Annotated in this window: 26 protein-coding genes; 7 read left to right on the top strand and 19 right to left on the bottom strand. The window is 45.9% G+C overall.

Annotated features, from left to right (window positions below; genetic code table 11):
- The first annotated feature begins 36 nt into the window (after nucleotides 1-36).
- Together NFI80_RS23235 and NFI80_RS23230 are read left to right on the top strand one after the other, a co-directional pair.
- The gene (locus NFI80_RS23235) at nucleotides 37-1,317 is read left to right on the top strand and encodes an MFS transporter (protein ID WP_235163977.1); all 1,281 of its coding nucleotides are present in this window, start codon (nucleotides 37-39) and stop codon (nucleotides 1,315-1,317) included.
- A gap of 44 nt (nucleotides 1,318-1,361) precedes the next feature.
- A complete protein-coding gene (locus NFI80_RS23230; RefSeq protein WP_235163976.1) occupies nucleotides 1,362-1,793 on the top strand; it encodes a nuclear transport factor 2 family protein in 432 nt (143 codons plus the stop codon).
- Nucleotides 1,794-1,838: 45 nt separating this feature from the next.
- Here the strand turns inward: NFI80_RS23230 and NFI80_RS23225 are convergent, their stop codons facing one another.
- From NFI80_RS23225 to NFI80_RS23210, 4 genes are all read right to left on the bottom strand, one after another.
- Nucleotides 1,839-2,384, bottom strand: coding sequence for a hypothetical protein (locus NFI80_RS23225; protein ID WP_235163975.1), 546 nt, complete (start codon nucleotides 2,382-2,384; stop codon nucleotides 1,839-1,841).
- A 118-nt stretch (nucleotides 2,385-2,502) separates the two neighbouring features.
- Nucleotides 2,503-3,717 (bottom strand): ATP-grasp domain-containing protein, encoded by a 1,215-nt coding sequence (locus NFI80_RS23220; RefSeq protein ID WP_235163974.1) that lies wholly within the window; start codon nucleotides 3,715-3,717, stop codon nucleotides 2,503-2,505.
- A 108-nt stretch (nucleotides 3,718-3,825) separates the two neighbouring features.
- Nucleotides 3,826-5,217 carry a leucyl aminopeptidase family protein gene (locus NFI80_RS23215; RefSeq protein WP_235159268.1) on the bottom strand — a complete coding sequence of 464 codons (1,392 nt, stop codon included), beginning with the start codon at nucleotides 5,215-5,217 and terminating at the stop codon, nucleotides 3,826-3,828.
- Between the two features lie 75 nt (nucleotides 5,218-5,292).
- A complete protein-coding gene (locus NFI80_RS23210) occupies nucleotides 5,293-6,843 on the bottom strand; it encodes a M20/M25/M40 family metallo-hydrolase (RefSeq protein WP_235159267.1) in 1,551 nt (516 codons plus the stop codon).
- 64 nt (nucleotides 6,844-6,907) lie between these two features.
- On the opposite strand from NFI80_RS23210, the gene NFI80_RS23205 reads away from it, so the two are divergent.
- Nucleotides 6,908-7,822, top strand: a complete 915-nt coding sequence (locus NFI80_RS23205) for a UbiA family prenyltransferase (RefSeq protein ID WP_235159266.1) — start codon at nucleotides 6,908-6,910, stop codon at nucleotides 7,820-7,822.
- A gap of 4 nt (nucleotides 7,823-7,826) precedes the next feature.
- Nucleotides 7,827-8,456 carry a class I SAM-dependent methyltransferase gene (locus NFI80_RS23200; RefSeq protein ID WP_235159265.1) on the top strand — a complete coding sequence of 210 codons (630 nt, stop codon included), beginning with the start codon at nucleotides 7,827-7,829 and terminating at the stop codon, nucleotides 8,454-8,456.
- On the opposite strand, the gene NFI80_RS23195 is transcribed toward NFI80_RS23200, so the two are convergent.
- A complete protein-coding gene (locus tag NFI80_RS23195; protein ID WP_235159264.1) occupies nucleotides 8,453-9,352 on the bottom strand; it encodes an EamA family transporter in 900 nt (299 codons plus the stop codon). The two genes, NFI80_RS23200 and NFI80_RS23195, sit on opposite strands and share 4 nt — an antisense overlap.
- 181 nt (nucleotides 9,353-9,533) lie before the next feature.
- Here NFI80_RS23195 and NFI80_RS23190 point away from each other — a divergent pair, with 181 nt between their 5' ends.
- Nucleotides 9,534-10,331: an HAD family hydrolase gene (locus tag NFI80_RS23190; protein WP_235163973.1), complete on the top strand. Its 798-nt coding sequence runs from the start codon at nucleotides 9,534-9,536 to the stop codon at nucleotides 10,329-10,331.
- An 8-nt stretch (nucleotides 10,332-10,339) separates the two neighbouring features.
- On the opposite strand, the gene fabF is transcribed toward NFI80_RS23190, so the two are convergent.
- The 9 genes from fabF to NFI80_RS23145 all read right to left on the bottom strand — a co-directional run bounded on the left by fabF (nucleotide 10,340) and on the right by NFI80_RS23145 (nucleotide 17,619).
- Nucleotides 10,340-11,590 (bottom strand): beta-ketoacyl-ACP synthase II, encoded by a 1,251-nt coding sequence (gene fabF / locus NFI80_RS23185; RefSeq protein ID WP_235163972.1) that lies wholly within the window; start codon nucleotides 11,588-11,590, stop codon nucleotides 10,340-10,342.
- A 32-nt stretch (nucleotides 11,591-11,622) separates the two neighbouring features.
- On the bottom strand, nucleotides 11,623-11,859 hold the full coding sequence (locus NFI80_RS23180) for a DUF2798 domain-containing protein (protein ID WP_235159262.1): 237 nt from the start codon (nucleotides 11,857-11,859) through the stop codon (nucleotides 11,623-11,625).
- A gap of 49 nt (nucleotides 11,860-11,908) precedes the next feature.
- A complete protein-coding gene (locus tag NFI80_RS23175; protein ID WP_235163971.1) occupies nucleotides 11,909-12,658 on the bottom strand; it encodes an SDR family oxidoreductase in 750 nt (249 codons plus the stop codon).
- 72 nt (nucleotides 12,659-12,730) lie between these two features.
- Nucleotides 12,731-13,315 carry a TetR/AcrR family transcriptional regulator gene (locus tag NFI80_RS23170; protein WP_235163970.1) on the bottom strand — a complete coding sequence of 195 codons (585 nt, stop codon included), beginning with the start codon at nucleotides 13,313-13,315 and terminating at the stop codon, nucleotides 12,731-12,733.
- Between the two features lie 147 nt (nucleotides 13,316-13,462).
- Nucleotides 13,463-14,731: a PQQ-dependent sugar dehydrogenase gene (locus NFI80_RS23165; protein ID WP_235163969.1), complete on the bottom strand. Its 1,269-nt coding sequence runs from the start codon at nucleotides 14,729-14,731 to the stop codon at nucleotides 13,463-13,465.
- A gap of 135 nt (nucleotides 14,732-14,866) precedes the next feature.
- Nucleotides 14,867-15,421, bottom strand: coding sequence for a DUF2911 domain-containing protein (locus tag NFI80_RS23160; RefSeq protein ID WP_235159259.1), 555 nt, complete (start codon nucleotides 15,419-15,421; stop codon nucleotides 14,867-14,869).
- Nucleotides 15,422-15,473: 52 nt separating this feature from the next.
- Complete coding sequence (locus tag NFI80_RS23155) at nucleotides 15,474-15,734, bottom strand: Txe/YoeB family addiction module toxin (protein ID WP_235159258.1); 261 nt, start codon at nucleotides 15,732-15,734, stop codon at nucleotides 15,474-15,476.
- A complete protein-coding gene (locus NFI80_RS23150; protein ID WP_235163968.1) occupies nucleotides 15,734-15,937 on the bottom strand; it encodes a hypothetical protein in 204 nt (67 codons plus the stop codon). The genes NFI80_RS23155 and NFI80_RS23150 overlap by 1 nt, the downstream gene beginning before the upstream one ends.
- 89 nt (nucleotides 15,938-16,026) lie before the next feature.
- The gene (locus NFI80_RS23145; RefSeq protein ID WP_235163967.1) at nucleotides 16,027-17,619 is read right to left on the bottom strand and encodes a serine hydrolase domain-containing protein; all 1,593 of its coding nucleotides are present in this window, start codon (nucleotides 17,617-17,619) and stop codon (nucleotides 16,027-16,029) included.
- Between the two features lie 129 nt (nucleotides 17,620-17,748).
- Here NFI80_RS23145 and NFI80_RS23140 point away from each other — a divergent pair, with 129 nt between their 5' ends.
- The gene (locus NFI80_RS23140) at nucleotides 17,749-18,891 is read left to right on the top strand and encodes a DEAD/DEAH box helicase (protein ID WP_026628405.1); all 1,143 of its coding nucleotides are present in this window, start codon (nucleotides 17,749-17,751) and stop codon (nucleotides 18,889-18,891) included.
- Here NFI80_RS23140 and NFI80_RS23135 read toward each other — a convergent pair.
- The 5 genes from NFI80_RS23135 to NFI80_RS23115 all read right to left on the bottom strand — a co-directional run bounded on the left by NFI80_RS23135 (nucleotide 18,885) and on the right by NFI80_RS23115 (nucleotide 25,592).
- Entirely contained in the window at nucleotides 18,885-20,021 is a 1,137-nt protein-coding gene (locus NFI80_RS23135) for a sialidase family protein (protein WP_235163966.1), read from the bottom strand. The genes NFI80_RS23140 and NFI80_RS23135 overlap by 7 nt on opposite strands.
- Nucleotides 20,022-20,078: 57 nt before the next feature.
- Nucleotides 20,079-21,086 carry an NAD(P)H-dependent glycerol-3-phosphate dehydrogenase gene (locus NFI80_RS23130; RefSeq protein ID WP_233797254.1) on the bottom strand — a complete coding sequence of 336 codons (1,008 nt, stop codon included), beginning with the start codon at nucleotides 21,084-21,086 and terminating at the stop codon, nucleotides 20,079-20,081.
- Nucleotides 21,087-21,247: 161 nt separating this feature from the next.
- A complete protein-coding gene (locus tag NFI80_RS23125) occupies nucleotides 21,248-22,678 on the bottom strand; it encodes an efflux RND transporter periplasmic adaptor subunit (protein ID WP_235159252.1) in 1,431 nt (476 codons plus the stop codon).
- A 67-nt stretch (nucleotides 22,679-22,745) separates the two neighbouring features.
- A complete protein-coding gene (locus tag NFI80_RS23120; protein ID WP_235159251.1) occupies nucleotides 22,746-24,239 on the bottom strand; it encodes a TolC family protein in 1,494 nt (497 codons plus the stop codon).
- A 117-nt stretch (nucleotides 24,240-24,356) separates the two neighbouring features.
- Complete coding sequence (locus NFI80_RS23115) at nucleotides 24,357-25,592, bottom strand: spore maturation protein (protein WP_233797257.1); 1,236 nt, start codon at nucleotides 25,590-25,592, stop codon at nucleotides 24,357-24,359.
- Between the two features lie 134 nt (nucleotides 25,593-25,726).
- On the opposite strand from NFI80_RS23115, the gene NFI80_RS23110 reads away from it, so the two are divergent.
- Nucleotides 25,727-26,194 (top strand): hypothetical protein, encoded by a 468-nt coding sequence (locus NFI80_RS23110; protein ID WP_235159250.1) that lies wholly within the window; start codon nucleotides 25,727-25,729, stop codon nucleotides 26,192-26,194.
- Nucleotides 26,195-26,227 lie beyond the last annotated feature (33 nt).

The raw sequence follows: 26,227 nt of genomic DNA, 5'->3' as shown, positions 1-26,227 counted from the left end.
ATTTTAACCTCTTAATTAAATCTGCAAAACCCCTACATGGAAACTCAAATGACCAAATACCGCTGGCGGATCGTGGCCCTGCTTTTTTGCGCAACTACGATCAACTATCTGGACCGGCAGGTTCTGGGCTTGTTGAAACCCACATTGGAAGCAGATTTCGGCTGGTCTGAGCAGGATTTCAGCCACATTGTAATGGCTTTCCAGACGGCTTATGCCATTTCGCTGATCGGATTTGGTGCAATCATTGATAAAATCGGAACGAAGCTGGGTTACACCATTTCAGTTGTGGTTTGGAGCATTGCCGCCATGCTGCATGCCGTCGCTACGGGCACATTCAGTTTCGGATTAATGCGCGCATTGCTAGGTTTGGGCGAAGCCGGTAACTTTCCGGTAGCCATTAAGGCAACCGCAGAATGGTTTCCAAAACGCGAACGCGCGCTCGCAACGGGTATTTTCAACTCGGGAGCCAACATTGGAGCCGTCGTCGCCCCAATCATGGTTCCCTGGATTTTGGGTTCCTATGGCTGGCAGGAAGCGTTCTTAATCACCGGTGCCATTGGTTTTGTATGGCTGTTTTTCTGGTTTCGTTATTATGAAGTGCCTGCAAAGCAGCAGCGCATTAATCAAGCCGAATTCGACTATATCCATAGTGATAATGAACCCGATACGAGCAAAGAAGCGCCTGTGAAATGGCTCGATCTTTTCAAAGTGCGACAAACCTGGGCATTTGTCTTCGGCAAAATGCTCACTGACCCGATCTGGTGGTTTTTCCTTTACTGGCTCCCCTCCTATTTCGCCGAAGCATTCAAGCTCAACCTTTCCAAACCCAGCCCGGAGCTCGTGATTGTTTACACAGCAACGACCATCGGGAGCATCGGCGGCGGTTATCTTTCGGGTCATTTTATCAAAAAAGGCTGGCCGATTTTCAAAGCTCGTAAAACTTCCATGCTCATTTTCGCTTTCCTCGTCACGCCTATTATGCTGGCCCAATACACGACTAACATTTGGCAGGCTGTGATTCTGATCAGCTTGGCGGCGGCGGCGCACCAGGCTTGGAGCGCGAACATTTTCACGACGGCTTCGGATATGTTTCCCAAGAAGGCGGTAAGCTCTGTGGTGGGTATCGGTGGGATGGCGGGATCAGTAGGAGGCATTCTTTTTCCGCTTTTGGTAGGGATCATTCTCGATAATTATAAAGCTGTCGGCAACATTGGCGGCGGTTATAACATCATTTTTGTCATTTGCGGATTCGCATATCTGCTCGCCTGGGTTATCATGCATTTGTTTGCGCCTAAGATGGAAAGAGTGGATATTTAGCAAATCATACAACCATTATCATTAATCCACATTCAACTTCGGAAATGAAAAAGACATTCTTACTCATCGCATTTCTACTTTTCAACGTTGCATCATTCGCACAAAGTGCGGACGAAAAGGCAGTTGCTGACGCAGTGGAAAAAATCCGCGTTGCGATTATCGGTGCAAAAGAGGCCGATCTCATGAAATTAACCTCTCCCAAACTAACCTACGGACATTCCAATGGCCTCATGGAAGATCAGGCAGCATTCATCCGCGCGTTGGTTAGCGAAGAGTCTAAATTTACAAAAATTGACCTGTCCGAACAGACCATCACCGTTTCCGGCGACGTCGCAATGGTGCGCCACAAACTCATCGGCGACACACACAACAAAGGAAAAGATCCTGCCCCGGTAAGACTAGGCGTCTTTATGGTTTGGCAAAAAGTGAAAGGGCAATGGATTCTGATTGGCCGCCAGGCCTTTAAGTTGGCATAATGCTGATTTTCTTGGACACTCTTTTCCAAAAATATTTTTCAACCCTCATTTTTCATCATAAAACGTCAGCGGGCCTTTGTAGTGAGCGGTGACGTGTTTGCCATTTCTTTCTATGCAATCTACGTCCAGGATGTAGTTGGGGCCGTCTTTTTTTACGGTTAGCTTGCCTTCGTAGAGCTCGTAGTACTCGCCGTCTTCGGCGGCGAAATTGCTGTTAAACACTACGTAAGGTTCAAAGAAGGTTCGTACTTCTATTGTGAAGTCGTTGTCAAATGTGTATTCTCCTTCATCCAAGGCATTCGCCGAAGCACTAACCAGCCTGAAATAAATCGCGTGACCAACCCCGTAAATAGAATCAATATGGCCGCCTGATTCCTGAATTTTTACACCTTCGGAAGATAGGAATAACACCTGGCCGCTTCCGCCTTCGGGATATTCACCTAAATGGACCAGCAGTCCTTTTGATATTTCAAACTCCCTTCCATCGTGCATCAGGGCATTTTTTGGCTCAATTTCTTTGTCATCCTTACAGCCGGCAAATGCCAGCACCAACATGAAGACCCAGCAAAGTGATTTCGTAAAATTGTACATTGTTCAAAATAGTTAGGTTAAGGATCGTGAATGCAAAATCAGAACAAAAAAAAGCACTCCGATTGTACGCATAATTAATACAATCTGAGTGCTTTAATGATATAACTTAGTGGCTTACCTAATGCGAAGGACGCTCCGGAACAGGCAGCGATGCATGGTAATCCTGCTGGATAATGTCTGCGTATTTATCCAATAACTCAATAACCTTATCACGGGTTTTGGCTCTGACAACCAACCCTACATGGTAAGGCTCGTTCATGCGCCATACGATTTCAGGATCATTGAAAACAGACAAATCCGGCCATTCCTGTCTCGCTAGTGAGATAATGATGCCTGAATAATCTTTTCTTACTGGCGGCAACTTGTAATTGTCGCCTTTTGCTTCGGCAGTCTCCATTTTCGCCCACTCTTTCCAAAGATTGATACCGGAAGACGCCTCAACCATTTCAGAAAGATTCGCCCCGCCTACGCGTGAAGACGTTTCCAGGAAATAATATTTCCCATCATCATGGCACCGGATCACTTCCGTATGCGAAGCGCTGTGCTTTAATCCAAAGGCTTTCAAAAGATCCACGGCCAATGTTTCCAGTGCATGCTCCTCCGAAGAATCAAAAGGAACAGTTACCGACCTGAAAATGCCGCCGCCGTGCGCTACGTCGAAAGGTGGCGCCAGATATTTGCTGTTCCAGGAAAAGATAACCCGGCCGTTGTAAGAAATGGAATCCACGTGATATACGTCCCCGGGCTTGTACTGCTCCACAAGGTAAGCATGCCTTTTATCACCGAGCTGGTGAATGGTTTCCCACAGCTCTACGGCATCTTCCATCTTTTTAATCCCCGTAGCAGAAGCCTCAGACCGAGGTTTGATCATCCACGGACCCGGATATTTTTCAATAAATTCATTAATAGCGTCATCATTGAAAAGCGCAGAAAAACCCGGAACAAGAATACCCGACTCGGCCGCTTTGGTGCGCATGGCCAGCTTATCCCGGAAATAGCGACCAGTGGTTTGCCCCATGCCTGGAATGCGGAAATATTCACGGATATGGGCTGCTTTTTCAACATCAAAATCATCCAGCGCCACTACGCGGTCGATTGGCCGGGAGCGCATGACGTAAGCGAGACCGTTAATGATCTCGTTCATGTTATACTTGCCGTCTTCCCCTTCCTCCACAAAAAAAAACTCGTCAATCGCGTCCCTGACCCATGGCTTTTGCTCCAACTTCCTGGCCGTAATCAGGAAAACCTTGTTACCGGAATCCTTTAAAGCTTTCAGAAAATCGTTGCCCTTGAAGTACGTCGATATGCAAAGAAAAGTAAGCGCTCGGGTCATAAAATTAAGCTTTCGTGAGTAATAGCTTATAAAAATTCTGAATGTTTAAACCAAAACTTGCTTCTTCAAATCTAGCAAAAAGAACCAGTTAGGCAAGGGAAAGGCATTTTAAATTATCGCTGCCAAATAAGCACGCAACAACCGCACGCCGTAGGCTGTGCCTGCCCTGCCGGGAGCAAATTCTGTATCTCCAAATGCCGTTCCGGCAATGTCCAGATGCGCCCAGGCGGGGTGTTCATCCGTGAATGCTTCCAGGAATTTGGCCGCTACGATGGCTCCTGCCAATGGTTTTCCATGATAATTCTTCACATCGGCGATGTCCGAAGCAATTTCTTCTTTATACGAATCCCAAACGGGCAGCCTCCACATTCTTTCGCCTGTGTTGTCACCTGCTTGGGTCAATGCTTCTGCGAGCTCATTGTTAGGCGTAAAAAGCCCCGCAGCTTCGTAACCCAATGTCTGGATCACACTGCCTGTTAATGTCGCCAGATCAATGACAACGTCTGGTTTGAAAGTCCTGACTGCATAACTAAGCCCATCGGCAAGAATCAATCTGCCTTCTGCATCCGTATCAATCACCTCGATGGTTTTGCCTGAATAGGAACCGATTACGTCCCCGGGTTTCATCGAAAGTCCGTCGACGCTGTTTTCGGTGGATGGAATTACGCCAATGATCCTAACCGGCATCTTCAATTGCGCAGCCAGTTCCACGGCCCCCAAAACAGCCGCCGCACCACCCATATCGCTCTTCATCAAATGCATATTGGCAGAAGTCTTGATAGAAATCCCACCCGTATCAAATGTTACGCCCTTACCGACCAATGCAATGGTTTTGGTATAATGTTCGGGCTCATATTCGGAAACGATCATTAAAGGCGGAGCCTCACTGCCTTTCCCAACGGCCAGCAATGCGTGCATACCCAGCTCTTCAAGCCTGGATTTGTCCAGCACAGTCACTTTATAACCGTTTTTCTCTCCTGATTCGGTTGCCCACTGGGCTAATGTTGCGGGGGTTTTATAGTTAGAGGGCGCATTCATCAGGTCCATGATCCGCATCTGAACCAGCGCTGTTTTTTGAGCGACAATCAATGCTTTGTCGATCTCCGGCGAATGGTTTTCGGTCAATACAGATAATGTTCCGGTATTGAAAAAGGCACTTAATGGTTTGGGTTCTGTTTTATAAAGTTGCAGATCGTAACCGCCTATTATGATTCCGTTCACCGCATTTTCGATCCATTCCGGCGTGCGGACTTTGCAATCCAGAACAATCTTCTCAGGCCAGCGGTCTTTACGTTTGAAAAACAGCGACCTGAAAATTTTAATGATAGCCGGAAGCTGTGGCGATTTGCCCAACCCGATCCAGAGCTCACGCGAAGAATACCACCACATTTCACCTTTTTCAGCCTTGAACATATTTTGATTTTCGGGTTCAAAACCTTGTTCAAACGGACGAATCAGCAACAGATCTTCCGATGCCTCTGATATTTGTTTAATCTGCATTATATGTTAAAAATCAGTTAAAACATTTTCAACTCCCTGTCTCACAACTGCCCGGCACGACAAATAAAACAATTCCTAATCCAAACCGCCACGACGTGTCGGCTTTCTTGGCTCCGGCCATGCTCCCGGCTCCCCTTTTGAATTTAGTGGCAGAACGCTCTTTTCGCGAGATGTTTTGGCGGGATCTTCACTGGCTTGGTAAGCCATTATAGCGGCAAGAATTGCATTGCTCCGCACATCATCGAACACGATTTTGTCGTACGTGTCGCGGTTGGTGTGCCATGTATAGGTTCCGTAGGACCAGTTCAAGGAGCTTAATGAGAATGCGGGTGCTCCTGCTGCCACAAATGAGGCAAAATCAGAGCCGCCCGCGCCGGGTGCACCGGGGAATTTAGATTCGATAGGCGCTTTAATGTTCTCCGGAACCTTGGAGAGCCAGCGGCCCAGGTAGTCGTAGGAATTCAGAAAACCTTGACCAGAGAGATTAATAACCCGTCCCGTGCCATTATCCTGATTGAAAACCGCCTGAATATTCTGCACAATTTCCGGGTGATCTTCCACAAATGCGCGCGAGCCATTCAGCCCTTGCTCTTCGCTTCCCCAATGTCCGACCAGGATTGTTCTTTTGGGATTCGGATATACTTTTTTGAGTATACGCATGGCTTCCATCATCACAATGGTGCCCGTTCCGTTGTCCGTAGCACCAGTTCCGCCATCCCAGGAATCGAAATGTGCGGAAAGGATCACATATTCATTCGGTTTTTCTGAGCCTTTTATTTCGCCAATTGTATTGAATGTCTGGCTTACGCCCGTTTCTTTCGCATCCGCCCGAACGCTGATTTTAGGCGTATGACCCGATTCCGACAGGCGATATAACAAGCCGTAATCTTCCAGAGAAATGTCAATGGTGGGGATTGCCTTTGTATAAGCACCAAAAATTTTATTTGCACCAAAACCCTTTGACCAATAAGACATAACCACGCCTGCTGCCCCAGCTTTTTCCAGTGCCAGCGGCAATGTTCGCGCATTATAACCGCTTTTTTTCATGCGGTTTGCCCAGGCTTCAGTTTGTGCATCTCGGTCTTTTTTCATTTTTTCAAATGATTCTTTTGTACCGAATTCCTGCCAGTTATAGTCCGGACGGCCCGTTGGCTGGTTCATGCTGATCATGACAAATTTGCCTTTGGCAGTGGGCAACCATTTCTGAAAAGCCAGTGAATCAGCCACATCCGGGAGAATGATCACGTCAGCTGTAACCGTTTTTCCACCCGTGCCAGGGCTCCACGCCAGCTGCATGCCTTCGAGCGATTTTACGCGCGGCGCCACCATATCAATGTGTGACACGCCGCGTTCCCAGCCGCGCCATTCACCCCACTTTTCGTTTTTCGCTGTAATGTTCCAGCCTTTGTATTTCGCCACTGCCCACTCGTGTGCCTGCATCATTTGCGGCGAGCCTACGAGCCTTGGCCCGATGACGTCCATTAATTCGTGCGCCAATTTTTCCAGTTGTGAATTTTCGGTTGCTTCTTTAACAATGTTTTCAACCACCGGATCTTTGCTTTGTGAAAAGCCAGGCTGGATCTGAACGGCAAAAAACAACAGGAAAACAAAGGAGACTTTTTTCATGGAAATGTTGGTTTAACAATTAATCTAATTCCTAAGATAGGAAATAGCGATAAAGGTTCGGATAATGGTTAGGAAAATTGTTTCGTTTGTTTTCTTCGCAAACTATTTCGTTGGCCTGCTGGCAGTGGCATTGTCGCTCGAAACCATGTTCCAGCTCAGGCTGCCATTTAATGCTGTTCCCTACTACATTCTTATTTTTTGTGCCACGGTTTTTTACTACACCATTGCCTACTCCATCCCACCGGGCACTGCGTTTTCGAGCAATCCGAGAACGGAATGGTATCGCACGCATTACAACTTTACGCGGATTAGTCAATATGTGCTTTTTACGATTTGTGCGGGGATCAGCGGCTGGTTTTTGATCCGGGATTTTACAAAATTACTGCATTTGCCGCTAGCAAATTGGCTTTTGCTCCTAAGCATTCCCGGCGCGGCAATCCTTTACTACGGACTGCTTCCCAAGTCGCTTATCTCGTTCAACCTTCGCAATACGGGCTGGCTGAAAGCATTTGTTATCGGCTTTGTGTGGGCCGGTTTCGTGAATGTGTTTCCCATTACCATGCTGCGTATCGAGCAGGGAATTGTGGTTCATGAGCCCATTTTCATGTTTTGGTTATTTGTAAAAAACTGGATGTTCTGTACGGTGAATGCGATTATGTTTGATATGAAAGACTATGAGGACGATGCCAACATTCAACTGAAAACGTTCGCCGTGCGGATCGGGCTGAGTAATACGATCGTTTATGTGCTCGTTCCGCTGCTGCTGATCGGATTGCTTTCGTTCCTTTCGTTCGCATTTTTCCAACGGCTGAGCACACCCACATTGATGCTCAATTTGCTTCCGTTTGTTTGCCTGCTGGGCGTCGCTTTTGCGTTACAAAAACCCAAAAGCGTGCTATTCTATCTCATCGTGATTGACGGATTACTGCTGGTAAAAGCCATCTGTGGAATTACAGGAAGCTTTTTTACTTATCATTAAGGTCATGAAAAACAATTACGACCGGGTTGCGGGGTTTTATGACGGGCTTTCAAAGCTGGTGTTCGGAAATGCGCTGACGGATGCCCAACGCTCCGTTCTGCACTTCATTCCGGAGAGAGCGAACATTCTCATTGCAGGCGGAGGAACGGGCGCGGTTCTGGAAGAAATATCACGCATACGGCCATATAACATTGACATTACCTACATTGAAATGTCGGAGAAAATGCTGGATATAGCCAGGAAGCGCGATGCCGGGAATAATAATGTCCGGTTCATTCACGCAGCTGTCGAGTCATTCCAATCTGCTCATCAATTTGATGTTATTATCACCTCATTTTTGTTTGATAATTTCAAACAGGATAAAGCGGAAGTCGCTTTTCAAAACCTCCATAACATTCTTATTTCAAATGGAATCTGGCTTTTTACGGATTTTAATGTGGAAGAAAAGCCCGGTAAATTTTGGCAGAAATGGCTGCTGAAATCCATGTATTTGTTCTTCGGAATCCTTTCAGAAGTGGAAGCAAAAAAGCTGCCCGACACCGCAATGTTGTTCAGTAAGGCTGGTTTTAAAACGATTTTTCAAAGATCCTTTTACAGCGGCTTTATCAACTCATTGGTTTACCAAAAACCTTAACCCAAAGCAGCGCGCCTTCTTCCAAATATAAACCGCTCATTAAAAACCACAATTGAAAGTAAGATCAGCGAATAAGCGGTAATCTGAATGGAATTGATGGGCTCATGAAAGTACACAAGCGCAATGAAGAAATTCATCAACGGATTGATATACAATAAGATGCCCATAGTAGATGAAGTTACGCTCTGCAACGCGTACAGGTTCATATACAGCGGAACGATGGTAAACAGCACCGCGATCACAAATATCAACGCGTAAAATGAAAATTCGGTTGGCAATGCTTCGCTGTATTGCGGATAGAACGGAAGCAGGATCAGGGCCGAGAAAATGATCTGGACGGTCAGGACCAAAAATTTATCCATACCCACATTCTTACGCTGACTGACCAGATAAAATGCATAAGAAAGCGCAACGATAAGACTGTAAGCAATATCGGCAACATTACTGAAAGACAGCAACATACAGCTTACTATGCTCAGTGAAACTGCTGCCCACTGCCATTTGCTCAATTTTTCATTTAATACAAAATACGCAATCACGGTTGTCATAATGGGACAGACTAGGTAAGCAAAGGACGCCGCTTTCACACTGATGTGGTTCATCACGTAAATGAAGAAAAACCAGTTTGCGGTCAGTAATATGCCACCTGCGAGCGTCAGTAATGTGACCCGTTTTCTCTGCTCAGAAGGCATCTGACGGAACGTTTTCACATTTTCCTTCAACACTTTTACCCTAACGAACAGGCTGATCACAGCCATGATAACGGCACACAAAAAGACGCGGTAAAAGAGAATATCAAGCGAAGCGTAAGCCTTTAACGGTTTCAATGCCAGACTGAAAAACCCCCAGATTACAAATGAGATAAATGCTGCCAGATAGTGTTTCGAAAATTTCATGGAGCTGGTAATGTGTATCAAACGGTGTGGATGGATGTATGGAGGGAACAGCAAAACATTTCCGCGGGTTCGGAGGCGCTGAAAATCATTCGTTTCTCAACTCAGGATATTTTAATAATACAAAAAACGGAACCTTAGCCAGTATATTTGGCTTGATTTAAGCAGAACATTAGCATTCAATATGACTTTTTCCGATATCAGGCTTGTAGCGACCGACATGGACGGCACGCTTTTGAACTCCAAACACGAAATACACGAATCTTTCTTCCCCGTTTTCAGAAAATTAAGAGACAACGGCGTCATTTTCGTCGCCGCGAGCGGGCGCCAATATTTCAATCTGGCCAAAGCATTGGAACAAGTAAAAGACGAGGTGATTTTTGCTGCTGAAAATGGCAGCTACGTTGTCTTTAAAGATGAGGAAATCCACATTCAACCCATTGAAGCAGACATTGTGCGGGAACTGGTGCAGATTTCACGCCCGATTAAGGACACATATGCAGTGATCTGTGGAAAGAAAAAGGCTTACGTAGAAAATGACGAGCCTGAATTCATCAACCATTTAAAACTGTATTTTGAGAGATATGAGATTGTTGAAGATCTGACAAAAGTGGAAGATGACCAATTCCTGAAATTTACGCTTTGCGACTTGGCTGGTTCGGAAGTGAACAGCTATCCGCATTACAAGCATTTTGAAGACAATTTGCAAGTAAAAATCTCAGGGCCGATCTGGCTGGACATTTCGCACAAAAAAGCCAATAAAGGCCGTGCTATGGAGGTTTTGCAGGAGAAATTCAACATTACGTTTGACCAGACCATGATCTTCGGCGATTATCTTAATGACCTGGAAATGCTTACGAAAGGACATTACTCGTACGCAATGGCGAACGCGCACCCGGATATTAAAAAAATAGCCCGTTTCATCGCTAAGAGTAACGATGAAAACGGGGTTGTAGAAGTCCTTTCGGAAATTACGGATTAGCCTTCGGGTTACTCCGTGTATTTTTTGAATATAGAAGTTGCCGTGTGGCCGCCGAAGCCAAATGTGTTGTTCACCGCATAATTCACGGTTTGCTTCACAGATTCGCCAAGTATAATGTTCAGCCCTTCCGGCGTAGCCTCATCAAGCGTCTCCGTATTGATCGTTCCGGGGATAATGTCGTGCTTCACAGCCAGGATAGACACAATGCTTTCAATGGCTCCGGCAGCTCCCAACAAGTGTCCGGTCATCGACTTTGTAGCGCTGATTGCCACCGGGTGATCCCCAAAAACGGTTTTGATGCCATTCAGCTCGCTCATATCGCCCAGCCCCGTGGATGTCGCATGCGCATTTACGTAATCAATCTTGTCGGGAGTGATCTCGGCCTCTTTTAAAGCTTTTCTCATTCCCAGCGCTGCGCCCATTCCATCTGGTGGCGTGCCCGTTAAATGGTAAGCGTCCGCCGCCATTCCGCCTCCGACAATTTCAGCATAAATGGTTGCTCCGCGGGCCACTGCATAGTCCAGGTCTTCCAGAACCAAAGCGGCCGCTCCTTCACCCATTACGAAACCATCACGGTCCTTATCGAACGGACGGGATGCTTTTTCAGGTGCATCATTGCGTTTGGACAACGCCTGCGCCGCACCGAATCCACCCAATGCAGAGTAAATGATCGCTGCTTCCGAGCCTCCTGCTATCATCAGCTTCGCTTTGCCCATTTTAATGGTGTCAAATGCGCTGATCACCGCCGTATTGGACGATGCACAAGCAGAAACTGTACAATAATTGGGACCGTGCAGCTTATGGCGGATAGAAATAACGCCTGCTGCAATGTCCACGATCATTTTTGGGATAAAGAAAGGACTGAAACGCGGCACACCATTCGATGCATGGAATTCCAGCAGCTGGTCTTCAAAAGTGCCCATTCCACCGTTTCCTGTGGCCCAGATCACGCCCATATCGTAGCGGTCTTCCAACTCAACCGTGCTGAAATCCAGCCCGGCGTCCTTGATGGCCGTATCCGATGCAGCAATGGCATACTGCGTGTGCAGATCGTATTTTTTCAGCTCTTTTTTATCGATATAATCCTCAGCAACGAAATTGCGGACTTCGCAGCCGAATTGCGTCTTAAACTTAGAAACATCCATTTTCGTAATGGTAGCAGCACCGCTTTTACCATTCACAATATTTTCCCAAAATTCATCTACCGAATTTCCGAGGGGAGAAATAACTCCCAAACCAGTAACAACTACTCTTCTCATAAAAATTTAGATTTTCTCGACAACATCAGGCGTTATTTGTCAAACTCCTGAGTCACTGCATCTTTGAATAAGGCTTCCACCATTTTTTGCACTCTTGGACCAACTATTAGTATCACCGGGATGACCAGCATATAGGCCATGATCCAGGATTTCAGCCAAATCACCAAAAAATTGGCAACAAATCCAATATTTATAGAAACCAAACTGAAGGAAATTATACCCGTAGTAATCACTCCCATAATCATGGCAAACGCAATTTTCTGCTTCATTTTCTCTTTTTGTTCAGTTTTGAAATTGTCACCGGTCGGTATGCGAATATCAGGCTGCACTTCCCGGGTTCATTGCCAGCAGCGCCTGTTCGGGCGATTGCAGGAATAATCCAAATAGCTCGGCAGTCCTCCCAACCCGGATTTCGTATGTATCTGTCTCAAATGCATGAACCAAAGCCTCGGCTACTTCGCGTGGCGCAATGCCGTTTTCTCCACCGATTTCGGTTGAAAAATCTGTGTTAACCAAGGGCGGCATCAGTTCAAAAACCTTTGTGGAAGTTGTTTTTGCTAATGTCAACCGCAGTGATTGCGTGTAGGAATGCAATGCTGCTTTGCTCGCGGCATAAGTCGGGATCACGTGATTAGGCACAAAAGCCGCGATGCTGGAAACATTTACGATTGCGGATTCTGCCTGGGTGATTAACAATGGCGACAATTTCTGATTGATGCCAATAATTGATAAATAATTGGTCAAAATCTCTTCCTCGGCACGTTCATAAGCATTATCCACATTATTAAGGAGATAGTAAGATGCTGTGCCGGCATTATTAATCACAACGTTCAGGTCTGGAAAATCGCTTTTTAATGTTGTTACCAGCTTGTCTACATCCTGCTTATCAGCAACGTCACTCACAATGGCCGTTGTGTTTTTCAGTTTTGCCACGGCGCTGTTGAGCCGCGCTTCGTTTCTGCCCGTGATGATCACATTGTTTCCCTTTTCCGAAAAAATCTTCGCTATCTCAAATCCGATTCCAGCGCTTCCTCCCGTGATCAAAATTGTATTTCCCGTCGTTTTCATTTTTGTTTTTGTTTAAATGAACAATCAAATATTAAAATATACCGATCGGTATATTTATGGTTAAAAAAATAGTTACAAATCTTCAATCATCTTTTTTACTGCTTTCATTATCGCCGTCCTGTATTGCAGCTTACCCGTAACTTTACTGATCATAATCCCTCCTTCGACCAACGCGATCAATGTGATAGCCACTTCTTCCGGTTCCAGATTGGCACTCAGCTCATTATCTACGATCCCTTTTTTAATCAAGGCTTCAATTTTATTTTTCCATGAATAAATGGCGTCAGCCGCTTTTTGGCGCAGCGGGGGATGTGTGTCGTCGGCTTCGATAGAAGTGTTGAGGATGGGACAGCCGCCTTCGGGAAACGGGTAAGTCAGGAAGTTTTCATAAATGCGCACATACACCAGCAACTTTTCCTTCACCGATTTCTGCGCATCCATTTCGGCCTGGACGGCGGTGAACATTTTTTTCAGGTTAAAATCAAAAGCCGCCAGGGCCACTTCGTCCTTGTTACGGAAGTTCCCATAAATGCTTCCTTTTGTAAGGCCTGTTGCTTCAATCATATCATTAATTGAAGTTCCCGAATAGCCCTTTACATTGAAAATCGGTGCCGTTTTTTCAATGATAAATTGCCTGGTTTTTTCTGCCTTATTCATATGCTTCAAATTAACAATACAAAAATATACCGATTGGTATATTATAACAAGCAAAGCTTCATTTATTTTCAAATTTATTTTATTACAAAAACAAAAAGCGGCCTGGTTTTACACCAGGCCGCTATTTTATCTCCCATAGCCAATTTTTTACTTAGCGCTCACACGCCAGATTGTCCCAGCCGAGTCATCATTGACCAGCATCGAACCATCTTCCATAACGGTCACTCCCACCGGGCGGCCGTACACTTTCTTTTCACTTTCTATAAATCCAGTTAGAAAATCCTCTGGCTTTCCAGCTGGTTTGCCGTTTTTGAATGGGATAAATACAACTTTGTAACCCGTTAGTTTCGAGCTGTTCCATGAGCCGTGCTGGCCTATGAATGCACCGTTCTGGTATTTGGCTGGAAACTGTGTTTTGTCATAGAATGCGAGTCCTAGTGAGGCTGTGTGTGATCCTAACGGCACATCGGGCACAAGGGTTTTGGCTACAAGATCGGAGCGTTCACCCTTTCTTCTTGGATCCTCATTTTTTCCAAAATACGCATACGGCCAGCCATAAAAACCGCCTTCCTTTACACTTGTAACATAATCGGGAACCAACTCATCACCGAGCTTATCCCGCTCATTTACAGCCGTCCAGAGTACATTAGAACCAGGCGCCCAATCCATCCCAACCGGGTTGCGCAAGCCGCTAGCGTAAATTCGTTCCCCCGATCCGTCCGGATTTATTTCCAAAATATTGGCCCTGCGCTTCTCCTCATCCATGCCATGATCCGCCACATTACTCGCCGATCCTACCGAAATATAGATTTTAGATCCGTCCGCATTTGCCAGCAAGTTCCTCGTCCAGTGATTATTATAACCGCCAGCCGGCAAATCAAGGATCTTTTCGCCTTTACTCGTTATTTTGGTTTCCCCGCCTTTGTAAGGATATCTGAAAACGCCGTTGGTATTGGCCACATAGAAGTAGTTTTTAAGCACCAGCATTCCCAATGGCTGTTTCAGGTTTTCCATGAAAATTTCCTTGATTTCAGGCTTACCATCTTTGTTGACATCACGCAAAAGGGTGATCCTGTCCGCGCTCTTTTTCGTATTGGATTCCGCAACTAAAACGTCTCCATTCGGTGCAACGTAAGTCCAGCGTGGATTTTTTAGCTTATCTGCATATTTGCTGACCGTGAAACCCGCTGGCGCAGTTGGCATTTTTCCTTCGGGCCAGCCAGCCTCCTCGGGTCTGTTTTCAACCGACTCGGTGGTAAATGGTGCAGGTAATGTAAGGCTGTCGGTAACTGTTTCAACTGAATCAGGGCCACTTTTTGCGGCAGCTTCTTTTTCTTCATCGCTTACTTTGGTGCTGCACCCGCCCAGCGTTAGGGCCAGGCATGTGCAGGCAATTATGAGGCAATTTGTCTTCATTCTGTGATGGTATTAAAAGTAAAAAGCAGATCATCGGTTTCTCAACCTTTGATCTGCTTTTTACAATAATGATGCCACTTTGCTATTCAGGCATATTTCGCCCTTTGACTTAGTAAATTACCGCTTGAAGAGCAGTTAAAAACTAACCGGAACCTCAACCACTGCATCGGCCCAGCCCATAAACATCTTCGCAGAAGTGTCTGAAACTTTCTCAAATACGATAGAAAAATTCTCGATCGGTGCTTCTGCTTTTTTCACAGGAGCCGTTACCCGAAGGACATCGCTGCCTTCTTTATATTTGTAAGCGCCCCAGTAATCCAGGTCTGAGCTCAGGATTACAGTCCATTCTTTTTCGCCAGGAATCGAGAAAAGCGAATAAGTGCCTGCTTTGACTTTCTTGCCACCGAATGTTGCATCCTGATAAAATTTGATCTCGGTCGCTTCGTCCGCGCCCGTTCTCCATACTTTTCCGTAAGGTTCCAGTTTACCAAAAACTTCTCTTCCTTTCAAAAACGGGCGGCTATACGAGACTTTCACCAAAGCCTTTTCTCCATCTTTCCGGTCATGCGCAAAGTGATCCGGGAAATAAGCAATATCACGCGGACTTTTATCCAAAGGCCTGAATTTCTGCGCCTGAGCAGCAAAAGCAATCACTAGTAATGTCAAGGAAAGGAAAAATATCTTTTTCATAAATGGATTGATTTTGAAGTAAGATTTGATAGTTAATTAGGCTTGGGCAATTCTACTTTTTATAATGGTGCCGGCATTTCAGGACAATGATCGTATTGTTTTCGACGGCATAAACAAGGCGGTGCTCATCCGTTATTCTTCTGGACCAGCATTCAGTAAGATCTCCTTTTAATGGTTCGGGTTTTCCTATTCCTTCAAAAGGGGATCTTCTGCAAGCCTTGATTAGCTCATTGATCTTCTTAACTATTTTTTTGTCCGTTTCCTGCCAATATAAGTAATCATCCCAACCTTCGTCGTGGAAGAGTAACTTCATTATTCGATCAGTTCGCGTTCATGAATGTTCAGCTTCCCGTTTTTAAGATCTGCAACCGCTTTTAAAAGGCGCGCTTTGTTCACGGAATCACTCAAAAGATATTCGGTCGTGTCTTGCGGCACTTGCTCTTTATCACTTTCCCGAATTTTCTTTTTTGCATTCACGGATGTCTTGTCTTTATTCCATTGGAGGTGTAATGCCATGTTTCGGATAATGTGTGTGAGATATTAGTTTAATACTTGCAAAACTAAGCGTTTGAACCAAAATACAATAACGTATATCCTTATAACGACTAATCCATCATCTTCCCACTCAAAACAGGGCGGGAATCTTTTGTTTTTCCCAGGATAGCCAGGCTGCGTTTGAATTCAATGTTTACGTTATCGGCTTCGAATTTGCAGGTTATGGTTTCGTAGTGGGCGGTTTCGACGAAGCGCCAGGTCATTTCGAATGTGTTTTCGTCTACCCAGGCTCCGTTACCGGCTACTTTGGTCAGCTTTTCACCCGGAACAGGCGTTAGTACTAGCTTCAAAGGCATGACGGGAAGGTCCGTTAACCCGATTTTCCAGTTACCCAACCCATTCACGACCAAATGCTCCCCCTTATCGTCGTACATCCGGAACAAGCACCAGCCTTTCGCAAATTCAAAGGATACTTTATTCACTTTCAGACTGTTATCGTCTATTTTAAAGCTTTTGTTGTTAAGTTTTGCCGCCCCCTCGGCGGTTGGTTTCCCAGGCGTTAACGGCAATGCTAGTGATGTTAATTTCTTTTGCAGTTCCGCCTGCGTATCCTTATCCGACTGCACGCGAGCCGACTTCACAGATGCAAGAACGTGGTTCCAAACGTGGTCGAGAATGGCTTGCATATCACCTGTTTCGCTGGTAATTGCCACCACCATATCCTCCTTCGGCATCACTATGCAATATTGTCCGTAAGCGCCATCGCCCCGGTAAGCATCGTTCCGGCAACGCCAGAACTGGTAACCGTAACCTTGCAGCCAATCGTTTTCTTCCGGTTTCCGGGCTCCTCCTTTGGACATAATGTGAGAACGCGTGGCTTCTTCCACCCATGCTTCGGACAAAATGCGCTTGCCGTTCCACTGACCCTTCTGCAAATAAAGCTGGCCGAATTTGGCAATATCCTCGGTCTTGACCCGCAGTCCCCAGCCTCCCGTATTGATGCCGTTCGGATCCACTTCCCAATCCGGATCGTCAATGCCGAGTGGTTCGAAAAGACGTGGCGTCAGATATTGCAGCAATGTCTGGCCGGTGATTTTCTGGATGATTGCGGACAGCATATACGTTGCCGCGCTGTTGTATACAAAGAATGTCCCCGGCTCATGTTCCACGGGCAAGGATAGAAATGCTTTTACCCAATTCTTTTCCTTGGATTCCCTGACAGGCCCGGTGGCATCCTTATCGTGCCCGGTAGACATGGTAAGCAGATCTTTTACCCGCATCGCGGCCAGATTCGCACTCACTGTTGCCGGTTTGTCGTCCGGAAAGAATGATAAAACTTTGTCTTCAACACTTAACTTCTTCTCCCCAACCGCCAATCCAATGGCCGTCGAAGTAAAACTTTTGCTCAGCGAATACAGCGTATGCTTCATATCAGGCCCGTATGGAGCCCACCAGCCTTCCGCAACCACTTTTCCCTGGCGTAGGATCATTAAACTGTGCAAATTGAGCTTGTCTGCCTCCACTGCGTTGGTGAAATCCAGAATATTTTTAGCCGATAATCCCTGCAATTCAGGTGAGCTGCGTGGTAAAGAACCAGAATGTAACGTTTCAGCCCAGGCCGATGCGGGAATTGCGCTGATTATGCCTAATTGTAATGCACCAAATCCAAGTTGTTGTAAAAATTCCCTGCGATTGTAAGACATGTCTATGGAGAATAAATGTTCAGAAAAGTCAAATGGTCGGGTGGCTGCGGACTGGGCATGGACGATTTGTCTGCGGTAATGGTATCTTTGTGCTTACAAAAATATTTTTGACCAACTGCGCAGCACTTTATGTCTTTCGAATCGCTTGGCTTGTCCGAACCATTATTAAAAACCATTGCCGAACAGAATTATACTCAACCTTATCCGATTCAGCAGGAAGCAATTCCGGCTATTTTGAAAGGAAATGATGTGCTGGGCATTGCCAAGACGGGTTCGGGAAAGACGGCCAGCTTCGTCCTGCCGATTTTGGAATTATTTCAAAAAAAACCGGCAGCCCCGAACCGGCATATTTCTGCATTGGTCCTGGTGCCTACGCGCGAGCTTGCGGTGCAGATTGCTGTTGTTTTTCAAACATTTGGCGAACGGCTTCCACGGAAGGTGAAGACGCTGGCTGTTTATGGAGGTGTTTCGATCAATCCGCAAATGATTGGTTTACAAGGTGTTGAGATCCTGGTGGCAACGCCCGGCCGGTTAATTGATTTGCTGTCGCACAAGGCGCTTAATATCTCAGAAACGCAGATTTTAGTCCTGGATGAAGCCGATAAAATGTTGAATCTTGGCTTTGCAGAGGAAATGAAGGACATCTTTTTCCTTTTGCCCAAAAAACGCCAGAGCATTCTGTTTTCTGCCACATTAGGAGAAGAAGTTGACCAGATCAACAAAACGCAGCTCCGAAACCCGGTGCGCATTGAGATTGAGGAAGAAGAACAAAACCTGGATCTGATCAAGCAAACGGGTTATTTCGTTGATCCGGACCGCAGAGGACCGTTGCTGAGATATTTAATCAAAACGCAGGAAATGAAGCAAGTGCTGGTATTTGTTTCGGCAACCAGAACGGCTGATAACCTGGTTGAAAAGCTGAATAAGAACGGAATCCAGGCTATGGCCATGCACAGCAAGAAAAGCCAGGGCGCCCGGACGGAGGCTTTAAACAAATTCAAAGCAGGAAAACTGACCGTGCTTGTTGCCACAGATCTTGTTTCCCGCGGGATCGATATTCAGTTTCTTCCATATGTGATCAATTTTGAATTACCCAGATCGCCAAAGGATTATGTGCACAGAATAGGCCGGACGGGCCGGGCAGAAGCGTCGGGAGAAGCGATTTCCCTGATCTGCCCGGAAGACGTGCACCATTTCAAAATTATCCAGAAGAAAATGGGCAAGCGTGTTGAAATGCTTGAATCTTATGATCTGGAATTAATGGGTTACTGAGCCGCCTTGGTCTTATTTTTTGCCGCCAGTTCTATAATCTCTTTCTTGCTGCCCGACCAGAATGCAATTTTCCGGCGGTTGAATGTATACGTCACCGCCACAGAGTCCCCGAAACTGATAATGGCCGGATAGGAATATTCGTCTTCCTTTTTACCCGTTGCAATGTCAATGCGATCCGTCCAGTTTTGACCATTATCATATGACATGATCAGTGAAAGCGGCGATCTTGAACCCCAGTCTTTATCGTTCGGGTTGTAAGCGAGCACCAGTGTTCCGTCGGGCAGTTTGGCCAGGTCAATGCCGCTGTTCGGGTTAGGAAGCGATGTTTTCTTGATTGTCGACCAGGTTTTTCCATTATCAAAAGAATCACTTCTGCCGATCACGCCTCCGGTTGTTCTTACCAGCATATGCACAGTGCCGGGCTTGGATTCCCACAATGTAGGCTGGATTGCGCCTTTTCCTTTTATTTCTGTTGTATCAATTTTAAAGTAAGGGCTTGCTTTCCAGGTTTTACCTTTGTCCGTGCTTCTGTCTACAAAAACTTCCCAGCGGTTTACCTCGTTGGACGCGCCGGCCAGCCAGTCGCCGTTTGATAGTTCGATCAGCTTGTCTTTTACAGGCCCTCTTCCTCCTTTATCGCCTTTTACCAGCTCATAGGCATCCGACCACGTTTCACCATTATCAGTCGAAGTTTTCACCCAGGTTTCCCAATGCGCTATTTCTTTTCCTACTTTGAAATATAAAATAATTTTACCGTCCGAGGTTTTTTGCAAAACCGGGTTCCAATGTGCGTCTTCGCGGATTTTGGCCACTTCTTTGGGCGCACTCCAGTTTCCCGGCTGACCTTTGGAAACCCAGATCCCTACATCCGGATTCTTTTCCTCTGTCCCACCAAACCACGCGATCAGATATTGACCGTTATCCAGCCTTACCAATGTGGATGCATGGCATTGCGCAAAGTCCCGTTTATCTCCAAAAACAAATTCCTTATCGCTTGCCAGTGAATCCTTCAACTCTTTATTCTCATTATCCGCTTTGTCCGAACTTTTAGAATTACAGGAAGTCAGCATGACGGAAGAAAGCAAAAGACCGGTTAACAGGCCGGCACACAGGTTTTTTGGAATGCGCATAGGAAGTTGAAATATTGATGTCTGAAAAATGTACGTAAAATTGGGCGGAACGGGCTATTATTTGAGCAATTTCTTTAACTCGTCCATCACCATGCCCGGCGCTTGCTCTTCGTATAAAATGCGGTAAACGGCACTTGTTATGGGCAGGCTTACCTGGTGGATCTTGTTCATTTCGGTAATGCTTTTGGTAGCATAGTAACCTTCCGCGATCATTTTCATCTCCAATTGCGCCGCCTTGACGCTATATCCGCGGCCGATCATATTGCCAAAAAGCCTGTTCCTGCTAAACTGTGAGTAAGCCGTCACAAGCAGATCTCCCAGATATGCGGAAGAGCTCATATTGCGTTCGCGCGGGTCGAGGGCAGTAACGAAATTCCCGATTTCCTGCATGGCATTGGAAACCAGCACGGCCTGAAAATTATCGCCGTAACCCAGTCCATGCGTTATGCCGCAGGCCAGCGCTACAATGTTTTTCATCACAGCCGCATATTCAACGCCGTAAAGATCGTCGAGCGGGTTCGCGGTCACGTAGCGGCAGGTCATCAGTTTAGCAAAATCCTCCGCGCTCGGACATTCCGTGGAAGCGATCGATAAATAGGATTGCTTTTCCAAAGCCACCTCTTCCGCATGGCAAGGGCCGGCTATCACACAGGTTTCTTGCAGGTCAATGCCGTATTCTTTGGCAACCCAGTCCGTAATAAGCATATTCTGGTCCGGAACCATGCCCTTAATGGCCGAAACAATCCTTTTTCCCTGCAAATGTTTCGAAGAAAGATCGCGCAATGCTTCCTGAATAAATGCGGCGGGAACTGCCAGGATCACGTAATCAGCACCTTTGACGGCTTCTGTGGTCTTTTCAAAGACCTTCACTTTCTTGGGAGAAAGCACCACGTCGCTCAGATAGCTGGGGTTATGATGGAATTTACGGATATGCTCAATATCTTTCTGGTTTCGCAGCCACCACCGGATCTGGACGTTATTCTGTTCACAAAGGATTTTGATCAGCGCAGTTGCCCAGCTGCCCCCTCCTATCACGGCGATCTTAATGTTGTTTAAAAGACTCATTTTTGAGGCCTGAAAAGGTGTTCAGGCATAAATTGGATATGAATGAATGTTTTCAAAAATGAGAAGATTTTGACAGAAAATAAAAAATCCTTGCAGCAAAGCCGCAAGGATTTTCTTTTTTAACCTAAACTAAATCGAACTTATTACCCTTTTACAACGTATCAGTTCGCGTTTTCATTTGATTTCTTATCGTCTTTTTTCACTTCTTCTTTCTTTTTTTCTACCAAGTCGCCGTTCTTCAGGTTTTTGGACACCGCAATGTAAGGGCCGGAAATAATGGTATCGCCCGGTTTAAGGCCGGAAAGAATCTCGATATTCTCAAAATCGCTGATGCCTGTTTTCACTTCTTTCATTTCTGCCTTACCATTCACATCCACAAACACAACTTCTTTGATCGCTTCCTCTTTCTTAGGCTTTTTCTCATCCTCTTCCGGAGCCTGCTCTGTCTGCTCGCCGGGGCGTGCACCAGCAGCAACGGGAGGCGTGCTGTTCCGTGTGGTCACAGCGGCTATTGGAACGGAAACCACACCATTTTTACGTTCCGTAATAATCTCAACCGAGGCGGTCATGCCCGGTTTGAACGGGTAGGATTTTTTCGATTTGGAAACCATCAGATCCGCAAAGGACTCATTCAATATCTTCACCTTCACCTCAAATTCGGTCACAGCATCGGCAGAGGCACTGGAAACGGCTGATCCTGTGGAAGCTGCGGAAGCCAAGCCGGCCGCTGTATTTGCAATTTCCTTGACAATCCCCCTGAACTTCCGTCCGGACGCGCTATATGCGTCTACATCTATTTCGGCCGTGTCGCCCAGTGCCACCCGCACAATGTCGTTCTCGTTCACATTCACACGCACTTCCATGTTGCTCAGGTTGGCAATGCGCATCATTTCGGTTCCTGCCATTTGCGAAGTTCCTACCACGCGCTCACCCGCTTCTACATTCAATAAGGATACAACCCCGGTTACCGGTGCAAAAATGCTCGTTTTTCGAAGGTTTTCTGCTGCATCTTTCAAGCTCGCCTCGGCGCTTTTAATGTTGTACAATGCGGCCGAAACATTGGCTTTCGCAGATTCAACATCCTGCTGCGCAACACCGAATGTTGAGGCAAACTGCTCGTAATCAGCAGCCGAAATCACCTTATCATTATATAGTTTTTTGTTTCTGTCAAAATTCGCTTTCGCTTGCAACAGCCGCGCTTCGGCTTGGGAAACCATTGCTTTTGTCTGTTCGTAGTTGGCTTTGCTGGAATTGACGGCTGCCTGTGCGCGGGCCATCAACGATTCATAGTTGTCAGGACGGATTTTTAATAAAAGTTGCCCTTTCACCACCGAATCTCCTTCCGCAACATTCAGGCTGATAATCTCACCTGAAACGTCCGGGCTGAGCTTAACTTCAACCTCCGGCTGAACTTTGCCCGAAGCGCTTACGCGCTCAATGATATCCGTCTTTTTAACATTGGTATACTCAACCTCCGTTGCTTTGGGCTTGCCAATGTAACCGGCTTGTTTTGCTCCAAATAAACCTGCCACAAGAAGTGCGACAATGCCTGCTGTGATCCACCAGATCCGTTTCGAAGATTTACGTGCCATATTTTACTTTGTTACAATTAATGTTGATTGAGGATTAGAGGCATTAGGCTAAAAATGAAAGCCTTTTTTAAAAATCCGATAACGGACGGTTCATATAAAAATCAAGGATCTTGGTTCGGAAAACATAGTCATATTTAGCCTGAACAAGATTACCATTCGCTCTGTCCAGATTTGCCTTAGCAATGTTGTATTCCACGGAGTTGATTGCGCCAACATCAAAACGAACCTGGGAAACGCGGAATGTTTCCTGTAACGCCTGCACCTGATTGGCCGTTGCCGAGTAGCGCTTGGCTGCATTTGTCATATCAATGTAAGCCTGTTCCACATTTTTACGGATCGTCAACTGAACCTGCTGCGCCTGATATTCATATGTTTTTTGCTGAATCTTGGCATTGGCAACATTGTATTTCACCCTGAAATTGGTAAAAATCGGAATGGTTAAATTGAGATTAATGGCCGAGTTTCTGTTGAAGTTCAGCTGATCCAGGTAACCGAATGTGCGAAGGGCACCATTTGGCGTTTCAATTTTCTGGACGATGGGCAGCTGCTGGCTGTTAACGATGATGTAATCGGTCGGCGAAATTACTTCGGTGATCTTAGTTCCTGAACCGTCGGACACAAAACGTTCCTTTGGAGCTGCGCTGGAATAGGCTGTGTAAATCCCTCCGTTTAATGTTAAGGAAGGTAAAGCTGCGCCTTTTGCCAGATCAATGTTCGTTTTTGCTGCTGCAATGCGTAATTCCGCAGCTTGCATTTGTGGCAGATTACCGAGGGCTACTTCAAATATCTCCTGGATCGTGGCATCATAAGCTTGCAAAGTTGGGTCAGCTACCTGGATCATAACCACGTTAATAGGCTCACTGCCGGGCATATTCATAAACTGTTTCAAATTCAACTTCGCAGTTTCAAGGTTGTTTTCGGCATTAACCAATGTGAGCTCGTCGTTAGCAAGCTGCGCTTTAAGGTCGAGCAGATTGCTTTCTGCCAATGTACCTGCTTCAACGAGCTTAGCAGTCCGGTCGACTTGAAGCTGGGATGCTTCCACTTGCAGCCTCGCCACTCCGATGAGCTCAATGTTGGTCATCACTTGCAGATAGGACAATGCAACATTCAGCATAATGTCATTTCGGGCAGCATCCAGGTCTTTGGCGCTTGCCTTGTAATTTTCATTATTGAACTTGATATTATTTTTTATCTGAAAACCATTGAACAATGTGAGCTGCCCGCCTAGCTGATAGTTGTTCGAGTTCACATTCTGCTGCACAAACTGGTTGGTAAAAGGATCGATATTTCTACCCGAACTGAAACCCTGGCTGGCGCTGAAACTAATGCTTGGCCAGCGCTGCCATTTGGATTGGGCGTAAATGTTGCCGTTGGTCTGAACGGTAAGCTCTGAAATTTTTATGGAAGGATTGGTTTCCAGCGCAATCCGGATGCAATCTTCGAGTGAGTAAGTATTGGCTGCCTGGCTGGTATCTTTCTGTGCGAAGGCTGTGTTTCCCGCAACACATACACAAAATACAATAAACAGCAGTGCGGATTTGCGTAACGATTTCAACATAAGCAGGTCAGAGTTAGATAATCAATATTAGTGTTTACCAGAAAAAACAGCCATCCATTTTGTACGGACGGTTGCATAGGAAGGGTAAAGGGCAATTCGTGCAGAGGTGCAAAAAAATCAGTGAAAAAATAAATATCCCAGCCATATTCCGGCCAAAACGCCTATTAAATCAGCAATTAGTCCGGCCACAATAGCGTAGCGGGTATTCTTAATGCCTACTGAACCAAAATACAGCGCAACAATATACAAGGTCGTATCTGCCGAACCTTGAAAAATACACACCAAACGCCCAACAAATGAATCGGGCCCGAATTCCTTCATGGCGTCGATCATTAATGCCCGCGCACCGCTTCCGCTGAGCGGCTTCATGAGTGCTACGGGCAATGCATCCGTGAAATCGGTGTTCATTCCGGTTGATGCAAACATCCATTTCAGTCCGTCGATCAAATAATCCATCGCTCCGCAAGCCCTGAATGCGCTGATCGCAACAAGCAATCCGACCAGATAGGGAATAATGGTTACGGATGTCGTAAAACCACCTTTTGCTCCTTCGATAAATGTTTCAAACACATTGATTTTCCGATACATTCCCCAAAACAGAAACCCTGCCACAACGCCGAGCAGCACCGAATTACCCACGAAAATGGATACCGTTTCAATCTGTTCTTTGGGAAGGCCGGATAAATACCACAGCATCAGCGCGATAATGGTCGTGATGCTGCCAAGTCCGAGCATGACAGTCCTATTGAAGAGGTTGATCTTCTGCCAGGCGGCGGTGATCAGCATGCTCGTTACCGTTGTAATGTAAGTGCCCACGACACAGGGAATAAATACGTCGGAGGGGCTTTCCGCACCCAGAATGGCCCTTTGTGCAATGATAGAAAGCGGTATGATCTGCAAGCCAGAAGTATGCAAAACGAGGAACATAATCTGTGCATTGCTGGCCGTATCCTTACTTGGGTTCAGCTCCTGCAAACTCTGCATGGCTTTTAGCCCGAAAGGCGTTGCTGCGTTATCCAACCCCAGGAAATTGGCGGAGAAGTTCATGATCATCTGCCCGTTTGCCGGGTGATCTTTGGGAACCTCGGGGAAAAGTTTGTTAAAAAAAGGGCCTATAAACCTGGCGAGCGCATTAATGATGCCTGCTTTTTCACCGACATTTAGAATCCCCAGAAAAAATGTCATCACGCCGGTAAGCGGCAAAGCGATGTCCATCACCGCAACTTTGGCCATTTCCAGCATTCCTTCCGTAATTGCCTTAAAACTCTGCACATCACCGGTAAGGATAAATTTCAGAAGCGCAATGATGAAAGCAATGACAAAAAAGGATACGAAAATGTAGTTTAAAGCCATAGTAAAAGTCCGGGGTAATAGGCAGGATTGGTAAAGATTTGTTTATTATGCCGAAAGTAAATATTTTATTTAATGCAAATAACAAAGGTATATTGCAAAGTAGTATCAGCGTCTCCAACCAAATTGTGAATCCAATGAAGTATTGCAGCCTTTTTATCCTGCTCACCTTATTTGCCTGTAATTCCAATACCAAAAATGAAAACAAAGATGCCCAGGGAAACGAGATCGTAAACGACACCATTCCTGCGGAAAGAAAAGTCGTCGAAAACAGCCCGGTGGCCAGTTATAGCGAAAAAGTGAAAGACCCGCTCAACGATTGGCGCTTTTCCGTGGACGTGTATGAGACGAAATCGACTTTTGATTTTTTGGTTAAAATAAAATACAAGGAACTGGACGCTGAGGACAACATTAAGATCCCGAATTTCGGCATTATGCCTAAAGTGGAAGTCCGCAAGGGAAAAGAAGAGCAATCCTGCATCATTGGTTTCTTGGATAAAGCGGGTGAATTTAAAGAATACAAGCTGGTTCAGGTGAAGAATCAGGAGTTGAAGATCTCCACCATTAAGCATTACGCAAGAACATTATATAAAAAGAAGAAATAAAATTTAAAAAGTTTTTTTTAAACGCAAAAGAGC

Source organism: Dyadobacter chenhuakuii, from assembly GCF_023821985.2.
GTDB classification, from domain to species: Bacteria; Bacteroidota; Bacteroidia; order Cytophagales; family Spirosomataceae; genus Dyadobacter; species Dyadobacter chenhuakuii.
This window is presented reverse-complemented; position numbering and strand designations above follow the sequence as displayed.